The sequence below is a fragment of the Streptomyces sp. NPDC057002 genome (assembly GCF_042673825.1).
Classification (GTDB): Bacteria; Actinomycetota; Actinomycetes; order Streptomycetales; family Streptomycetaceae; genus Streptomyces.
The window spans coordinates 126,659-142,483 of the sequence record NZ_JBHURZ010000003.1 but is presented as its reverse complement, the minus strand read 5'-3'; the positions used below and the strand labels follow the sequence as shown (position 1 = coordinate 142,483).

19 protein-coding genes and 1 pseudogene are annotated in these 15,825 nt (G+C 65.2%); 12 read left to right on the top strand and 8 right to left on the bottom strand.

All coding sequences use genetic code 11. The annotated features are described in order from the left end of the window. Positions 1–107: 107 nt before the first annotated feature. Entirely contained in the window at positions 108–335 is a 228-nt protein-coding gene (locus tag ACFT32_RS15060) for a GntR family transcriptional regulator (RefSeq protein WP_033309133.1), read from the bottom strand. A 1,020-nt stretch (positions 336–1,355) separates the two neighbouring features. Between ACFT32_RS15060 and ACFT32_RS15055 the strand changes: the two genes are divergently transcribed. From ACFT32_RS15055 to ACFT32_RS15005, 11 genes and pseudogenes are all read left to right on the top strand, one after another. Beyond that, a complete protein-coding gene (locus ACFT32_RS15055; protein ID WP_382489124.1) occupies positions 1,356–2,012 on the top strand; it encodes a hypothetical protein in 657 nt (218 codons plus the stop codon). Between the two features lie 90 nt (positions 2,013–2,102). After that, positions 2,103–2,450, top strand: a pseudogene (locus tag ACFT32_RS15050) (hypothetical protein); the annotation flags it as partial. A gap of 109 nt (positions 2,451–2,559) precedes the next feature. After that, positions 2,560–3,531, top strand: coding sequence for a hypothetical protein (locus tag ACFT32_RS15045; RefSeq protein WP_382489122.1), 972 nt, complete (start codon positions 2,560–2,562; stop codon positions 3,529–3,531). 512 nt (positions 3,532–4,043) lie between these two features. Beyond that, positions 4,044–4,496, top strand: a complete 453-nt coding sequence (locus ACFT32_RS15040) for a hypothetical protein (RefSeq protein WP_382489120.1) — start codon at positions 4,044–4,046, stop codon at positions 4,494–4,496. Continuing rightward, on the top strand, positions 4,484–5,527 hold the full coding sequence (locus ACFT32_RS15035; RefSeq protein WP_382490671.1) for a hypothetical protein: 1,044 nt from the start codon (positions 4,484–4,486) through the stop codon (positions 5,525–5,527). Before ACFT32_RS15040 ends, ACFT32_RS15035 begins: the two co-directional genes overlap by 13 nt. Positions 5,528–5,574: 47 nt before the next feature. Continuing rightward, positions 5,575–5,880, top strand: coding sequence for a hypothetical protein (locus tag ACFT32_RS15030; RefSeq protein WP_382489118.1), 306 nt, complete (start codon positions 5,575–5,577; stop codon positions 5,878–5,880). Next, positions 5,877–7,139, top strand: a complete 1,263-nt coding sequence (locus tag ACFT32_RS15025) for a putative T7SS-secreted protein (protein ID WP_382489117.1) — start codon at positions 5,877–5,879, stop codon at positions 7,137–7,139. Before ACFT32_RS15030 ends, ACFT32_RS15025 begins: the two co-directional genes overlap by 4 nt. 17 nt (positions 7,140–7,156) lie before the next feature. Next, entirely contained in the window at positions 7,157–8,035 is an 879-nt protein-coding gene (locus tag ACFT32_RS15020) for a hypothetical protein (protein ID WP_382489115.1), read from the top strand. A 2-nt stretch (positions 8,036–8,037) separates the two neighbouring features. Then, entirely contained in the window at positions 8,038–8,724 is a 687-nt protein-coding gene (locus ACFT32_RS15015) for a hypothetical protein (protein ID WP_382489113.1), read from the top strand. Further along, entirely contained in the window at positions 8,721–9,317 is a 597-nt protein-coding gene (locus ACFT32_RS15010; protein ID WP_382489112.1) for a hypothetical protein, read from the top strand. The genes ACFT32_RS15015 and ACFT32_RS15010 overlap by 4 nt, the downstream gene beginning before the upstream one ends. Positions 9,318–9,791: 474 nt before the next feature. After that, entirely contained in the window at positions 9,792–10,301 is a 510-nt protein-coding gene (locus tag ACFT32_RS15005) for a hypothetical protein (RefSeq protein ID WP_382489110.1), read from the top strand. Between the two features lie 52 nt (positions 10,302–10,353). Here ACFT32_RS15005 and ACFT32_RS15000 read toward each other — a convergent pair whose 3' ends face one another. Genes ACFT32_RS15000 through ACFT32_RS14975 form a run of 6 tightly spaced genes read right to left on the bottom strand, consistent with a single transcriptional unit; the run spans position 10,354 to position 14,423 of the window. After that, complete coding sequence (locus ACFT32_RS15000; RefSeq protein ID WP_382489108.1) at positions 10,354–10,938, bottom strand: hypothetical protein; 585 nt, start codon at positions 10,936–10,938, stop codon at positions 10,354–10,356. Beyond that, a complete protein-coding gene (locus ACFT32_RS14995; RefSeq protein ID WP_382489106.1) occupies positions 10,935–11,477 on the bottom strand; it encodes a hypothetical protein in 543 nt (180 codons plus the stop codon). The genes ACFT32_RS15000 and ACFT32_RS14995 overlap by 4 nt, the downstream gene beginning before the upstream one ends. Before the next feature lie 32 nt (positions 11,478–11,509). Next, positions 11,510–12,178: a hypothetical protein gene (locus tag ACFT32_RS14990; protein ID WP_382489105.1), complete on the bottom strand. Its 669-nt coding sequence runs from the start codon at positions 12,176–12,178 to the stop codon at positions 11,510–11,512. After that, positions 12,168–12,761 (bottom strand): hypothetical protein, encoded by a 594-nt coding sequence (locus tag ACFT32_RS14985; RefSeq protein ID WP_382489103.1) that lies wholly within the window; start codon positions 12,759–12,761, stop codon positions 12,168–12,170. Before ACFT32_RS14985 ends, ACFT32_RS14990 begins: the two co-directional genes overlap by 11 nt. 34 nt (positions 12,762–12,795) lie before the next feature. Further along, complete coding sequence (locus tag ACFT32_RS14980; RefSeq protein ID WP_382489102.1) at positions 12,796–14,046, bottom strand: putative T7SS-secreted protein; 1,251 nt, start codon at positions 14,044–14,046, stop codon at positions 12,796–12,798. After that, a complete protein-coding gene (locus ACFT32_RS14975) occupies positions 14,043–14,423 on the bottom strand; it encodes a WXG100 family type VII secretion target (protein ID WP_382489100.1) in 381 nt (126 codons plus the stop codon). Before ACFT32_RS14975 ends, ACFT32_RS14980 begins: the two co-directional genes overlap by 4 nt. 75 nt (positions 14,424–14,498) lie before the next feature. Here ACFT32_RS14975 and ACFT32_RS14970 point away from each other — a divergent pair, with 75 nt between their 5' ends. Continuing rightward, complete coding sequence (locus tag ACFT32_RS14970) at positions 14,499–15,179, top strand: hypothetical protein (RefSeq protein ID WP_382489098.1); 681 nt, start codon at positions 14,499–14,501, stop codon at positions 15,177–15,179. 76 nt (positions 15,180–15,255) lie between these two features. Here the strand turns inward: ACFT32_RS14970 and ACFT32_RS14965 are convergent, their stop codons facing one another. After that, positions 15,256–15,558 carry a WXG100 family type VII secretion target gene (locus ACFT32_RS14965; protein WP_328342166.1) on the bottom strand — a complete coding sequence of 101 codons (303 nt, stop codon included), beginning with the start codon at positions 15,556–15,558 and terminating at the stop codon, positions 15,256–15,258. Positions 15,559–15,825 lie beyond the last annotated feature (267 nt).

Sequence of the window (15,825 nt, the reverse complement as noted above, 5' to 3'; positions counted from 1 at the left end):
CTAACTGAACTTCTGGAGAGGGGCGGACGCCGCTCCAAGCATGCACGGCCTGTGTAACCAGGCGAGGTTCAGCGCGGCTGCAGCACCAAAGGCACCACCAGGCCCGCTCAGCGCTCCGCAACGAAGGAGCCCATGCCCCGGGTGGTGACGATCAGCCCCTCTTCCCGCAAAGCCGCGGTGGCCTTACGAACCGTCTCGCGGGCAACTCCGAACTCCTGCTCCAGTTTCACCTCGGAGATCAAGCCTCGTACCGGGTACTCGCCACTGGCGATGCGCTGCCGAACCACTTCGGCGATCTGCTGCCACTTTGGCCTGGTGGGGTCAAATTCGAACACCGGTGAACTGTACGTACGACCCTCCATAGAGTCATAGAAGCCCCTCTCAGCCCATATGGGTAGACAGGCATGTACAGGCAGCCTTACGGTTTCTCACGACAAACCCCGGCGACGGATGGTGACCGTCCCGGGGCGTGGCCAACGCTGAACAAGGAGCGTCGACATGCTGGACCTTATCGTCCATGCCCTCGCATGGACACTGAGCCTGTGCACCCCACGGCCTCGCGGCCGTCACCGTCTCGGTTCCCTGCCACCTCTGCGCATCTCCCCCATCCCGCCCCCACCGCCCCGCTTCACCGAACTCCTCGACGGCAATGCATCCCGCCTCGTACGCCCCTACGTCCTGGACCTGACTGAACTTCACCGCCAACGCGAACGTCACCAAGCCGCCTACCTCGCTACCGCAGGCGTCAGCGCAGGTCCGAATCGGAATCGCGGCGTACGAGTACCGGCGGCCACCCGATGACGCGACCAGCCGTGCGCGTGTGTGCCCGATGCGATCGCACCACGAACGCACCGGTCCTGGTGCACAGGGTCCATGCCCCGACGGGCCCCGGCTTCAACGTGTACGCATGCCCCGACTGCGCCACCCACTACCCGCCCCCGACGGACCCGCTCGAATCCCTGGAACCGCCACACCGCCGCTCCCGCCTCACCCTCCGCGTCTACAGGATCGACACCGCGGGCAAGGTGACCGACGACCGCGGCGAGACCGAGATCCTGGCCGGCGGACCTGACGATCCCGTGCCGTATACGTCGGCGTTTCCGCCGTGCGCATGCCCGAGATGCAGACCTCTGCGATAGCGATAGCGGCCCACAACAGCGACGGCGCCGGCCCCGCACCCACGGCGTCCGGCGCCTCGCCCTCTCCGGGCACGATCAGGAAAGCAGACCGGACAAACGAGAACCCATACGCCCCGCATTGCCCCGACTTTCGGGGAAGTTCACTCTGCCGAAACCAGCAACCCACGGATAGCGTCAGTGCTCTTGACTGAACTTTTGTCTCACGGGGAGTCCACTGTGAAGCGCCGCTCTTTGCCCGTTGCTGCCGCGCTCGCCGCTACCGCGGCTCTACTACTGACGGCATGTGGCAGCGAAGCCGACTCGTCGAAGGGCGCGGATGAGATCGCAGGCGCAGATCAGGGAGACAAGAAGGATTCCGCCTCACCGACTGCCAGCGCTCCCGGCTCGGTGAAGCGTCCGACGATCACGTTGCCGAGTGACGTCAAGAACTCCTTCGAGACCTGGAAGACCGGAGACGAGACCAAAGACGCGATCTTGGCGGACGTCAAAGAACGGATCAACGCAACCGATGCCGCCATCACGGCCGCAGACCCCAACTCCGAGGCCCTCAAGTTCTACTACAAGGGCGAGGCCCTCGCCGGAGCTGCCGAATGGGTCCAGGGATACGTCGACGACGGCAAGTCGATCACGGGCAGTGTGCGCTTCTACAACCCCGATCTGGTGACGGTCGACAAGGACACGGCAGCCCTCGCCTACTGCGCCGACGAGAGCAAAGCCTTCGACAAGGACCGCAAGACCAGCAAGGCCGAGAAGAACGCCGTGACCAAGAACTCGTACGTCGCGTACAACACGCGCGTCGAGAGGAACGCGCAGGGCATCTGGCAGACCACGAGCCTGCTCTCGGACAGGGGGAACGCGAAGTGCACTCAGTGACGTCTCGGAGGACATGGCTCCTAGCGGGGGGACGGCATTGCACTGGCGCTGGCTCCCGGCACAGCGTTCGCGGAGCGGGGAGATGGACATGCCGCAAGCCTGAACATACAGGCCACCACTACCGCCAAGCCTGTCTCCCTCAAACTGGAGCCCGGTACGCCCGACGCCGAGACCTACCCCCTCGTCCGGCGAGTGCACGATCAACGACGACGGATCGATCGGCGAGCCGTACGCCAAGGGCAAGGCCGACCGGACCCCGCCCTCCGGCGTCGGGTACCTCCGCTCCTCCGGAAATGGCACGTTCAAGCTCCAAGCCACCATCGCCTGGGAGATCCCTGGAGCGGGACGGCAACCCCAACCCGACACAGCTCCCCATCGGCACCCTTCGGCAACGACCAGGACGTCACCGTGCAGGAGATCCAGTCCGTCGACAGGTGACAACCCTGGATGCCTCGTTCTGCTCGGCCGCGGGGAACTTTCCCCCTGCTCGGAGTGACTCTTCGCGGCCGTTCACGCTCCGGCGCTGATCATCGTATGGTTACGCCCCATGTGGCCAGGAAAGCAGCCGCCTGAGGGCGGGCAAGGACCTCAGCAGCCGTCGGCCGGGCAGCCGTCGAATCCGTACCTGGAGCCCGGATACCACCAGCCGGACCCCTTCCAGCAGCCGCAGGCGACGAACGCGCCCTCGCAACAGCCCGGTATGCCGGTTCCTCCGTCGTCGAGCGGCAGTCGGAGCCGCAGCACGACCATCGCCGTCACCGTGGCGACAGCCGTCGTAGCAGCCGCGACCGCGACCGGCTTCCTCCTGCTCGGCGGCCGCGAGGACGACCAAACAGGTGATGACCCCTCCAAGTCGTCCTCGTCGCAGGCGAATCCGAGCAACCCTCGGGCCCCGGGTACAGACACGGACGCCGAGACTCCCACTGTCAAGGGCTGGAAGGTCGTGACGAACCCCGACCAGGGAATCGCGTTCGACGTTCCGCCGCAGTGGGCGCTCCAGTCCCCTGACTGGGTCACGTATGTCTCCGAGAACGACGACCCGGACGATACTCCACTGATCGGGATGCGCGCCCCCGCGCACTTGAAGGAACAATGGTGCGCCTCGGACGAGGACAAGGACGGCACCGTGGAGCACACGCCGCTGGCCGTCGCAGGTTCCAGGGGCAACAACGGCGCTCGGAGTACCGAGGAGATCGCCGGCTCCGACCCCGAGACCTGGGTGTACGGGCAATTCGCCCAACCCGACAAGACCAAGGTGAGACCGGGCGAGGTGGTGCCGTTCACCACGAACTCCGGCATCAAGGGGAGCCTGGGAGCCGCCTGGTCCGTGGGCGCGAAAAAGGCACAGAAGTGTTCGACGGACGGCAAGGCATGGACCTTCGCCTTCAAGAACACCCAAGGAGACCTGGCCTCCTGGTCGTTCTTCGGCGCCAAGGGCGTGTCCGACGAGGTACCGGAAGCGACGGTACGGAAGATCGCCGCCACCGTACGGCTCTACAAGGAACCGTCGGGTTCCTGACAGTGAGCAGCCCAGGAACGAATGGGTTGGAGACCAGCGGCGGTCTCGACAGCACTGTTGAATAGCCGTGCCCGAAGGCAGCGATGAGGTCGAGCCCGCGACCTGCGCGCCCGCCAAGCGACGACGGCCCTCGATGCCGTGGTGCCTTTAGGGACGCCGCCCGTCCGAACACGAGTAGGACACAACCGCGCACCTATAGGGTTCATTCACCCGAATTCACCCAGTTTCAGATGGAGTTCGCTCTGGCGAAAACAGCAACTTCCCCGATAGCTTCAGTGCACTCGACTGATCTCATGTCCCACGGGGGGTCCACTGTGAAGCGCCGCTCTTTGCCCGTTGCTGTCGCGCTTGCTGCATGCGCAGCCCTACTGCTGAGCGCATGCGGCAGCAGTGACGCCGACTCGAAGGGCAACGACAAGATCGCGGGCTCCGACACAGGGGCAGAGAAGTCGACTCCGAGCCCCAGCGCCGCGGACTCCGTCAAGCGACCCGACATCAAGCTGACCGGCGGCGTGGAAGACGTCTTCGAGAACTGGAAGACGGGCAACGCCGCGAAGGACGCGGCGCTGGCGGACTCCGCGCGAGCACAGACCGCCATCAACGACGCCATCCTCAAGGGCAAGACGGACACCCCGGGCCTCACCTTCTACTACCAAGGTGAGGCCCTCACGACGTCCGTGAAGTGGGTCCAGAAGTGGGTGGACGCCGGACTGACGTACACGGGCACCACTCGCTACTACAACCCCAAGATCGAGTTGTTCGACGACGCCTCAGCCGGAGTCTCCTTCTGCGCCGACGAGACCAAGGCGTACAACAAGGACCGAGAGACGGAAAAGGTCGACAGGTCTCCGGCCTCGGACGACTCCTACGTGCTGTACAACACTCGCTTGGAGAAGAACAAGCAGGGTGTGTGGCAGACAACCAGCGGGACGTCCGTGCGCGGGAGCAAGGGATGCGTTCAGTGACCAGGGCCGGCTCTGTTGCCGCGGTGGGTACGCTCGTGGTCGCCTGCACACTTCTGACATCCAGTGCAGCCCTCGCCAAGGATCCCGGCGGATCCCAGTTCGACGTCTCGGGAAACAACGAGGCGGGCGGCGGTAGGACTCTCGAGTCGCGCATCGTCTTCCGCGGTTCCACCGGTGACGCCGGAGCCAAGGAATCCGGGCAGTTCACGCCCGTAGGCGACTGGTCTCCACCGGCTTGCTGGTACGAGCCGAAGTGGACTCCCGCCGAGTTCTCCAAAGAGTGGCAGAAAGAATGGGACATCCCGCACGCCAGTGGTGTGGGAGAGGCACGTGACTTGTCCAAGGATCACTACGTCGACGGGCACCCGTACAAGGACTTCAACAAGTCCGAAACGGGCAAGGGAATGTGGTGGGACGCGGTTCGGGACAAGAGCCGGGAGGAATCGGGAGACCCGGCCGCCTTCGCTTGCGACACGAAGACATTCTGGGTCGAGAACGGCGAGACGCCGACGGTCGAGAACGCCGTTACCCCGAAGATTCTCGCCGATCTCGCCTACAGCCGAATCAACGTACCCGACACCGAGGTGACCCTCGCTCCGGCGAACGCCACCAAGGTCAACCTTCCCACTTGGGCCTGGCTCGACCGGGCCAAGTTCCAGGACGTCTCAGTCACCGCCTCTCTTGACGTCGGCGGTGTGAACCTCCAGGCCACAACCACCGCCAAGCCCGTCTCGCTCAAGCTGGAGCCGGGGACGTCGGATGCCGAGGTCTACCCCTCCTCGGGAGAGTGCACCTTCAACGACGACGGTTCCATCGGTGAGCCGTACGCAAAGGGCAAAGCCGACCAGACCCCGCCTTGCGGAATCAGGTACCTGCGCTCTTCCGGTGACGGCGCGTTCAAACTGCGAGCAACCATCACGTGGGAGGTGACCTGGACCGGGACGGGCGGGGCCGGCGGGGACCTCCCCAACGGAACCTTCGGCACGGAGCAGAACGTAACCGTCCAGGAGATCCAAGCAGTGAACCGCTGAGAGCCAAGCTCCAGCAGAACCACACCAGCCCGGCCGGAGAACCAAGCATGGCGAACGACTCAGATCTCAAGGTGAACGTCGACCTTCTTGTGGAGTCGGAGTCCCGGCTCCGAAAAATCAAGAGAGAGTTCAAGAACCTCGGCAACCATCGTGACGACATGCGCGAGCACTGGGGCAGCGGTGACGTCACAGGTGCCATGGACGAATTCGTGGACAACTGGGACGACTACCGTGAAAGCCTGCTCACACACATCGACACCGTAGGAAAACTGATCAAGGCTACTGTCGACGGGTTCACAGGGCTGGACGCCGAGCTCGCCAAGGAACTGCGCAAGAAGGAAAAGAAGAAGTGACGACGGCTCCCAAGGCCCGGCCCCGCGACTGGCACCCCCTCGCGGAGGCCGATCCCGTCCCTGGAGATCCGGAGGAGATACGCTCCGAAGTCAAGCGCATGAAGGGCGTTGCGAGCACTCTGCGTGAGCAGGCCCGCCTGCTTCGTGGCATAGGCGACGACAACGAGCTCAAGGGCAAGTACGCGAACTCCCTGCGGGACGAGTCCGAAGGGCTGGAGAAGAAGCTTGGCGAGGTAGCCGGACGCTACGAGAACGTACACGGCTATCTGACCAGCTGGGCCGGCGAGCTGGAGGACTTCCAGATCCAGGCCGACAAGGTTCTCGCCAACGCGAAGAAGGCCCAGGATGAGGCTGACGCCGACAAGAAGAAGGCCTCCACGAACAAGCCGGGTCCGGGCGAGCCGAGCCCGTCACCGAGCGGCACGGAACATGACCCGCTCATTGAGTATCGGCTACAGCTCAACCGGATCACCTCCGAGCGGGACGAGCGCGCCTCGCACTACGCGGACAAGATCCGCGACGAACTCGACGACGCCATCGAGGACAGCTTCTGGGACGACACCAAGGGCTGGCTCCATGACAACGCGGATCTCCTCAAGACGATCGGCGACCTGGTCGGAGACCTGAGCGGCATCCTCGGCATGCTGGCCATCATCACGATGCCGTTCCCGCCCTTGGGAGCCATCTTCGCGACCGCTGCCGCAGTGACCAGCGGTATCGCGCTCATCAGCCACCTCCTGGCCAAGGCAGGCGGCGCCGACGTCAGTTGGTTCAGCATGGGGCTCGAGGCACTCGGAGCCATCCCGGGTATCACCGCCTTCGCCAAGGGAGTCAAGGTCGCGGACGGCGCGGTGGCAGCGGCACGGGCGACGCAGCTCGGCAGCGGCTTCCGTGGCGTCACGACGATCGGACGGAACATCGTCGGCATCGGCGACAACGTCGCGGGAGCCGCGAGCTTCACCGTCAAGGGCAAGACCGTCGGTCTGTGGGGCCTCAAGCACGGCGGTCTGATCAAGGCCGAGGGGCTGATGGGACGGATGACGCTGGTCGCCGAGCAGACCGTCCACAACGGCCAGTGGCTCGGAACCCGTGGACTCGACCTGGCAAGCCGCGGCCGCTGGGCCATCGACCCCATGAGCAACCTGGGACGTGGCATCGACGCCGGCCTCAAGATCGCTCCTAAGCTGGTGTCGATCCCCACTCACGTCGGCGAGCTCATCAATCCTGGCGACCGCTTCCAGGAATCGGTCGCCTCCTGACGAGGACGGAAAACCCTGTGGACTGGCACCCGAACTCCGGTGAAGAGACCCTGGCGCGCTATCCGGTCTCGTTCGCGACCGGAACCGCCGCGTCCGTAGACGGACGGCGCTCTTTCCGCGACCGCCGACGCAACGACATCGAGGCCGATCTGCCCGACTGGCCGGACGGACGCGGCTTTGCGGTTCGCCGCCTCCCCGGCAGGATCGGCGTCTATGGGCGTACGGCCGTCTCCGGCGTCTTCGCCGTGGTGGGCGGCATCCTCTCCGACCTGCTCGGTGGAAGCACGATCAATCCCGAGCCGGGTCGCGGGAAGGTGGAGGAGCGTGAGAACGAAGTAGACGACTTCCCCGTGATGTGGGCCGATGCCGACGACACCGCCCGTACTCTGCCCTGGCAGCTCGACCCTTCTCGGCGCCCGCAGGGTCACGTCACTGATGTCGTGCTCACCTCACAGCGGCTCCTCCTCGTCGGGTCCGGCACGGCATTGTGGGAAACCCCGCGGGAGAATGTGGCCGATGCGGCGATCAGACAGTTCAGTATCGGCCGCAAGGACTTCCGAATCACCTTCCGGGATGGTTCATGGGCACGACTGACGACGAGCGTTTCCTATCACAGCACCGAGCTGGTCGGATTGCTCACCGGCAGCCACCAACGACTGTCCGAGTCCGACCTCTCGCCTGAGCAGCACGAGCGACTCTCCGGCTTTGCGACGTCCTTGCCCACCGGTGCCACGCCACCCGTCATCACGCGGTTGCCCAGCGGACTGGTACGAGTCGACTCCACACTCCCCGGCCGCGGACAGGGCGTCGTCTCAGAGTCACGAGGTTTCGTCATGGACGAGGCCGGCCGGGACGCGACCCCAGCACCCGGAGACATCGGACCTAGCAAGGCGTGAACGTGAGCACCAACAACATGCAGTCATCCGGTATCCCGACCGTTCTCGACGGTTCGGCGATTCCTCCTCTGTGGTTCGTGGCACCGGAGGGCTTCCACGCCCTGCCCGTCGACGCGGACCCGGACGCCCGAATATCCGCCGCTGCCGAGTTCGCTCGTGAACTGTTCCCCGAGGGCGACGCCCATCTGTGGGAGTCGGCGGCGCCCTTCTACGCCGGCCTCACCGAAGTCTTCGCGGACTCCGGTCTGGCCTATTCGGCCATGGGTGTATTCGGCGACGACAACGGCGGCGTCGTGCACTTCTCCTTCACCGTGGGTGCCATCGAATCCCCCTATGCGACCTCCGAAGAGGCCGCCGGCGCGATCGCGCAGTCCCTCGGCCGGGACCCGGGCAACGACAGCCGTCGCATCACCTTGCCCTGTGGTCCGGCCGTGTCGAATATCAGTGTTCGCGAGATCACCGTTGGTGCGGAGCTCACCTCGACAGGTGAAGAAGCGAAACTCCTTACCGGCCAGATCCAGGTCTTCCTCTCCTTCCCGGACGCCCCTTTCATAGCGGTCTTCACGCTGGATACGGCCGCCATGGAGTACTGGGGGGAAATCTGCGACATGACGGCTTCCGTCCTGGAAACGGTGTCCTTCGGCACTCCGTCCGACGATTCGAATGATCGGGCCCCTGACCGCACATGATCTTCTTCGAGTTCGAAGCCGACCCGGCCGAGTGGTTTCCTCTGCCCCTGCACTGGACGGACAACGAGCGGGACCAGGACGAGATGGTGAAGTGGGCCGTCATGTGCACTGAGATCGTCCATCAACGCCACAAGCGGTGGTGGCGGCGGCCCAAACGGGTTGCGATCGCCGATCACTTTCTGCAACTGGCCGAGGCACATCCGATCCCGAACGTTCCAGCCCACCAGGCCTTCGTCTACGGCGGTGACCCCGACCGGGTTCCGCAACCTTTCTACGCTCTCGCCGGGCAGTCGGAGGGCAAGGACCAGGAGACGGAACTCCGCATGATGGTTCAGGCAACGGGTGAGCACCCTGTTCGCCGGCCCGATATCTCGGAGTTTCATTCCGACCGTCTGGGGCGCGGACTGCGTTGTCTTCGCTATTTCGGTGACAACGGCGTGTACGCCTCCCTCAACTACGGCTGGTGGTCGGAGGAGCATGAGGTCTACGCGACCGTGCGCACGGTGTCGACGGAACTCGACTGGCTGACGGCGAACATGGGCATCTTCGACGACTTCGCCCACAGCATCTGGCTCAACCCGAACCCGGAGTGACCTGCATGAGTGTCTGGCAGCCGGGGCCAGGGGAAACACTCCTCGCCCGCGTCCCCGTCACCTTCGCCAGCGGTGCTGCGATGCGCGTCAGGGGCAGGCGGTGGTTCCGTGACACCGAGCGCAATGACATACAGCGTGAGCTGAGCGGCTGGCCCGAAGGACCGACGCACGCCGCCCGTTCAACGGGTGGCTCGGTTGCTGGAAGCGCCCTCAGAGGTACGGCACTGACCGTCGGAGTCCTCTTCATGGCGGTTCTCTCCGCCTTCGGCGGCAATCTCAGCGGCCCGTCGTCCCACTCGGGCTCCGGCTCGTCCGACGACCCGGCCGACGAAGTCGAGGACTTTCCCGTCATGTGGGCCGCGCCCGGCACCATCGCCCGCACCCTGCCGAAGGCAACTGGACCCGGCGCGCTCGAAGCAGAAGCACTACCGCACGCACCTGATCGTCACCGACAGCCGCCTGGTCATCGTCGGCATGCCCTTCTCCAAACGGGACTACGAGCGCGTCGATGACACACTGCTCTGGGAGACCCCGCGCGCCACCATCGGAGGCATCGAGCGCAGGGACTTCAAAGACGGCGACGACGTCAAAGTCGTTTTCACCGACGGCTCCTGGTGCAGGCTGCGCACCTCTGCCAGGGATCGCCTCATGCGATACCTCGTCGACCGGCTCGACTTCGTACCGTTGGATTTCCTCACGCCGGCCCAGCGCAAGACGTCCGAGACCTTCGCGTCGGCTCATGCCCCGGACGCAGGCCCTCCCGTGGTCACGCGCAGCGAGTGCGGCTGTTTCCGCGTCGAGGTCCTGGCACCGAGTACCACCAATGCCTTCTTCGGGCACTCCACCCGTGACTTGGTGATGGACGCGGACGGTAACACGGTCGACCTGTCGCAGTACCACTTGGAGGACTGGTCACCCGAAGGGCTCGCCACGCGACGACGCCTGCGGGCGCCCACGCCCCCGTCCGGCCGGGTTCGGGACTGAACGAAGACCACGGGCCGACGTCGCATCGTCGCCGCCGCTCCGCGAGGTCGTGCTACCGCTGACGCCCCGCCCGGCTCTTCCCCTTCCCCTTCTTCCGGAGCCTCCGAAGCCGCTCCCGCTCCCGAGCCGCTTCTTCCTCGGCCCGGGCGCTAATCCAGCGGTGGACGAGCCAGCCCACCAGACCGGCGCTGATGGCGTAGCCCAGAAACGCGCTGCCGGTACCGGGGATGTAGGCGCAGCCCTCCGAACGGCAGTTCTTGCTGGGCAGTCCGCTCAGCAGATAGAAGAGCGGCCCGAACGCGGCCGCGCAGCAGAGCGCCGTGCCTGCGGCATTCAGGCCACGCGCCAGACGTGTGCGGCCCGAGGCTGCGGCCGCACACCGCAGACCTCCTGTTGTTCCCAGGACCGTGATCACGCCCAGGACGCCACCGACCGCCCAAGACCCGCCGGGCAGGTCCACCAGCGTCGGCACCGTCTCGCGGGCGAACCGCTTCCACAGGCCCATGACCAGCAGGATTGCGCCCAGGACGACCACGAGGCAGAGCATCGCCCCAGCAATGCCGAAGCCGTCTCGCACCTTGAAACGGACGTGGGTTCCTGCCTCTTCGGCCGGCTTCCGCACCTGCCGTCCGCTCACAGCACCCACCTCAGCGATCCGGCCATGGCATCGCACAACCGCTCCATCGGGCCGGACATCCCTACGAGCGGTGTCGAGAAGGAGAGCGTCAAGTAGCCCACCCCGCCAGGCATCAAGGTGTGGACGTCCAGTGTCGTGGCACCCAGGACCCGCACGGCGTTGCCCGCGGGGAGGTCCACCACCGACACCTGCCGGCGTGCAGGTCCTTCAGGCTCTCGTACCTCGAGCCACGCCGCGTACTTCTGCGGGTCTGCGGGGGTGTCGCCCAAAGGCACGAGGGATACGAGGAGCGACGCCGGAAGGCCGCCGTCCCGTGAGGTGGTCAGGAGGAAGAACTCCATGGCGCCACGGGCCCGGCCGGCCTCTGCGGTGTTGCGCAGCGTGGCCCATACGTTCTGTGTGAGCTCCGCGGGAACATTGCGGCCCTCTGCCTGCCGGTCCACGAAGGTCTTGAGCTGAGCCCGCCAGCGGTCCTGCATGAGGTCGATGCGGAACCACTGCCGCGGAACCAGCAGCTTGTAGTCCCGTGGGACACCCACCGGTGGTGAGGCGTCTCCCTGTGGTGACTCATTCACCCCGGCATCACCAAAGGGGCTCCGTGGGCGTCGAAGAAGCGGACGCTCTTCACGACACCGGCGAACATGGCGGAGAAGACGTCCCACCCTTCGACCGTCGGCGTGCCCATCTCCAGCAGCAGAACGGTCCCGTTGGTCAGCGGAATCTGGACCTGTATGAAAGACGTCCAGATCGGCTCGTCCCGGCCCGACTGCGTCAGTCCGGCGTCGACGCTGCCCGGCCGATTGCCGACGCACGTCACCGCTGGACCGCAGGGCAACTGCACTTCGCCGACCTGTCCTAGCTCCAGGTGCCGCAACGTGGTCGCGATGAAGCCCGCCGGGTCCTTGCCCGCCCGTTCGTCCAGATCCATGAGGCTGACGTTCACCGTGGCCGTACAGCGGACGTCGTCGACCTCCGTCGTGACAAAACCGGCGTACTGGACGCCCGCCTCGATGAACTCGTCGTAGTTCGCGGCGCACATGGCAGCCCACTGCAGCTGCACTTCCTCGTCGGCCCGAGGCAGCGTCTTCTTGGCCAGCTCTACCAGCTTGTCGGCCAGTTCATCCAGGTCATCTGCCTCGAAGGGGAGCTCGAAGAAGCCTTCGGGCATGATCCAGCGAACCTCTACGCCGTCGCTTCCCGTGAGGCCGCGCTGGGCTTCGCCGACGGTGTCAGTGGTCATCTGAACCTTCACTCTCGGGCACATGGCGCTGTTCGTTGTCGTCCACCTCGGGACGGAATGTCGCTGCGAAGGGGTAGGGGCCGTAGTGCGGGTAGAAAGCCGGGATATCGGCGCCGCCCCTTCGAGCGATGTGTGCGATCTCCCGGTAGCTTCGCGCCCGCGCACGCAGGTTCTGCCGGACCGGATCACCCCAGTGCGACCGGGCACTTCGTACGAAGAAGAAGAGCTGCGTCAGCAGGACGACTGCAGCGACCGCCAGATAGGCCGTGCGCGCAGCGGAATTCTCCCAGTACAGCGCCACACCGCCCCAGTAGAGCACCGCCCCCGAACCCACGAGCGCCAAGGGCATTCCATGCACGAGACCTGCGTGGAACATGTCCTGTTCGTCAAGGTGACGCCGACGCAGCAGCGACAGCACGGCGTGGTCGTCCAAGAAGTCGAACCGTAGCTCGCGTCGCGCCTCCTCCGCGGCCCGGTTCGCCTCAGGGACAGCGGCGATCACCGAACCGCTGACCAAGGTGACGACATCACCGCCTCGGCGTCCGATGAACTCCCACTGCCCCAGCTCTTGCTCGTCGTTCATGATTTCCGCCTTCCTTGAACAGGCCGTTGGTGGCCTATGCCGCCAGGGCCGCGTTGAAGGATGTGGGTGAGACGCTCGGGGCGGGCCCGGGTGAGGGCGACGGTGAGGGAGCGGGCTTTGTGGCCTCTGCCGGCTCCTGGTAGCCGGTCCTTTCGCCGTTCTCACCGCTCAGCATCCTGTGCAGGGCGCTCCCGAGACCCGCACCCTTGATCAGGCCCGTGACCTTCCTGCCGTCAACGAGTTCGTTGCGCGCTACCCTGCCCAGGACCTTGTTGGTCAGGGTGACACCGACCCCGTTGAGGAAGGCGTGGCCAATACCGTCCATTGCAGCCATGCCCCTGAACGATCCGAAGGTCTTCAGACTTCCAAATGCCTTGACTTTCGCCAGTCCCTTGAGACCGGTGAGGGCCCTGAATCCCTTCAGTGCCCCCATCCCGGGCAGGATTCCCAGCGCATCGGTGCCCAGCTTCAACCAGTCGACCTTCCCTCCGCGTACAGACATGTCGTACGCATGGCCCGCTAGTGCGGCGGCGCTGGACAGTACTGCCAGGGTCGCAAAAATGGGAGTCAGGAACTGCAGCGGCGGAACAAAGGCGCAGATCACCGCAAGGACGGACAGGACTGCGGAGATGTTCGACAGCATGTCCGCCCAGTCCGCGAGGAAGTTCATGAAGCCGCCGGGATCCCTGACCGCGTCATGGTGCACGACGTTCTTGATGTGACGAGCGGCCTTGTCCCCGGCATCGTCGTAGATCTCCCGGGCGTCCTTCACTGCCTTCCGCGCGTCACCGATGCGATGCATGGCCTCAGTGCGCTTCTTGACCCAGCGGTCGTACTCGTCCTTCTCAGCGGGGGGAATGGGCTGCGCGGGATACTTGTCGGTGAATTTCTTCACCTCGCGATCCGCGAGGTCATGGTCGCGCTCTGCCTCGCGGTAGTCGCTCAGCGCCTTGTCCGCCTTCCGCTGGGCGCGGCGCATTTCACTGGCGAACTTGTCCGAGCTCCCCTCGCGCACATCTTCGCCGACGGCTTTGGCCGCCTCGTCGTAGCGCTCGAATGACTTCTTCAGCTTGTCCGCCGTACCGCCGGCCAGCTCGTGGAAGCCCTTGCCGGCCTCACTGTCCCAACCCTCGACGGACGCAAGCTCCTTGATGACCCTCGACTGCTCGTCGATCATGTCGGCCATTTTGCGCAACTTGCGTCCCAGCTCGGCGACTTCCTCCGGGTCGCCCGGCGTCGGGTCGTCGTTCCACAGAGGCGGCCAGTCGGCGTCCGTCCTGCTCACTTCTTCCCCTTGCTGTTCGCCTTGGCATCCCGGATGGCCTGGGCCAGCTTCTGGTCGACCTCGTCGTAGGCCTTGGCGGCGGACGAGGTGAACTCGGCCAGCTGCTCAAGTTCCTTCATCAGTTTCTTCCGCGTCTTCTTCCAGGTGTCCCCGAATTCGGAGAAAGCATCCTTGAGGCCGCCGTGCCCCACAGCCTGGCCGTACTCGTCGGCGGGATTGCCGTTGCGCTCGAATTCACCGTGAATCTTTCCCAGATCCCGTGAACATTGCTTGATGGCGGCGAGATCCGCCTTGATGTGGTCCCCCATGTTTTGTGCCTCTCTATGGATGTTCTCGGTGGATCCGGCGAGCACGGGCAGGGTTGCGGACGCCGTCACTCCTCATGACGTGCCGTACGGGATACGCTCGCGGAACAGCGATCCCGTTTCCGCGCCGGCAAGGAGATTCTTGACGTGACACGTAGGGGCAAGCAGCGCATGCTGGCGGACCGCCTCGGCGTCCAGGCCGAAGCGGCGGAATGGTGCACGATCGACAAGATCCCGCAGCCACCCGCGGAGGTGCTCCAGGCTGCCGGCCATCCCCGGTTCCGTCCCGCCAGGCTGCGCCCGCTGGGCATGGTCGGTGCGGTGCTCGCCGTGCCGTTCATGCCCGTCCTCATGTTGCTGACCCTGCTGTCCAACGGGGAAGAGGCCATCAAGCGGTCGCTTGCCACGAAGGACGAGAAGGAACGGCTGCGGGTCAAGGACGAGGACGACAAGCGCCGGGATGCCCTCATAGCCCAGCAAGGGCTCGACCAGGTCTTCGACGGGAACTGGGACGGCAACGCCGGGCAGTTTCTGCTGCGTTGGTACAGCCACTCCACTCACCATCAACGGCTGGTCCTGGCGACCGAGGACGGGATCGTCCTTGCGGCTCCGCCGCAGCGCGTCACCGTGGGCAGGGAGAAGCACATGCAGGTCGTCGCCCGTCTTCCCGCCACCGATGCGATCCTCGTCGACCCGTTCTCCGGGGAGTTCGAGACGAGGATCGTGCTGATCCGCTTCCGTGACGGATCCTGGCTGCGCGTCGACACGGAAGAGCCCCGTAGCGACCTTCACACGTACCTGCTCCGGCAGCCGCTCCACGACAGCTGACACACCCCGTCGAGCGAGGCCCTGCCCGGTGCCAGCGGCATCCGCTGCCGCCCGCACCGGGCAACCGCTCCAGCCCCTACTTGCTCCGAGCCTGCTTCGCCAGCTCGTCATCGATCTGCTCGAACTTGTCCGCGGCCATGGTCAGGTAGTCACCCATGCCGTCGAGACCGTCCAGCGTGTCCTTCGTGCCGCGCACGAACTCGTCGAAGTTCTCGTCGAACGCCTTCGACGAGCTCTTCGTGACGTAGCCGCCCTGCACGAGGTTGTTGATGTACTTGCGGAGGCCCTCGAGCTTCTCCTGGAGCTTTTCCTTCTCCTTCACGACATGCTTGGCAGCATCCCGCATGTCCTGATAAGTGACATCAAGGTCCTTGGCCATGAAGCCGCTCCCTTTCACAACGCCGCAGGGCCAACCCCCGTGGCTCCCTGTTTGCGGACTCATCGGCCCGTAGGCCGAGTTACTGATCGCACGTGGCAACCGGTGTGATCGTCCGCTCTTGCGTCTGCAGCTTACGGGTGGGGCCTGGGATGCCACATCCCCGGCTTGTGAACGAGGCGTCATGAAGTCGTGTACGACGTTGCCATCGGGAACATCACGGCGCCTCCCCATTGCCCCGTCGCCGTGCCGAACGGATATCGTCCCTTA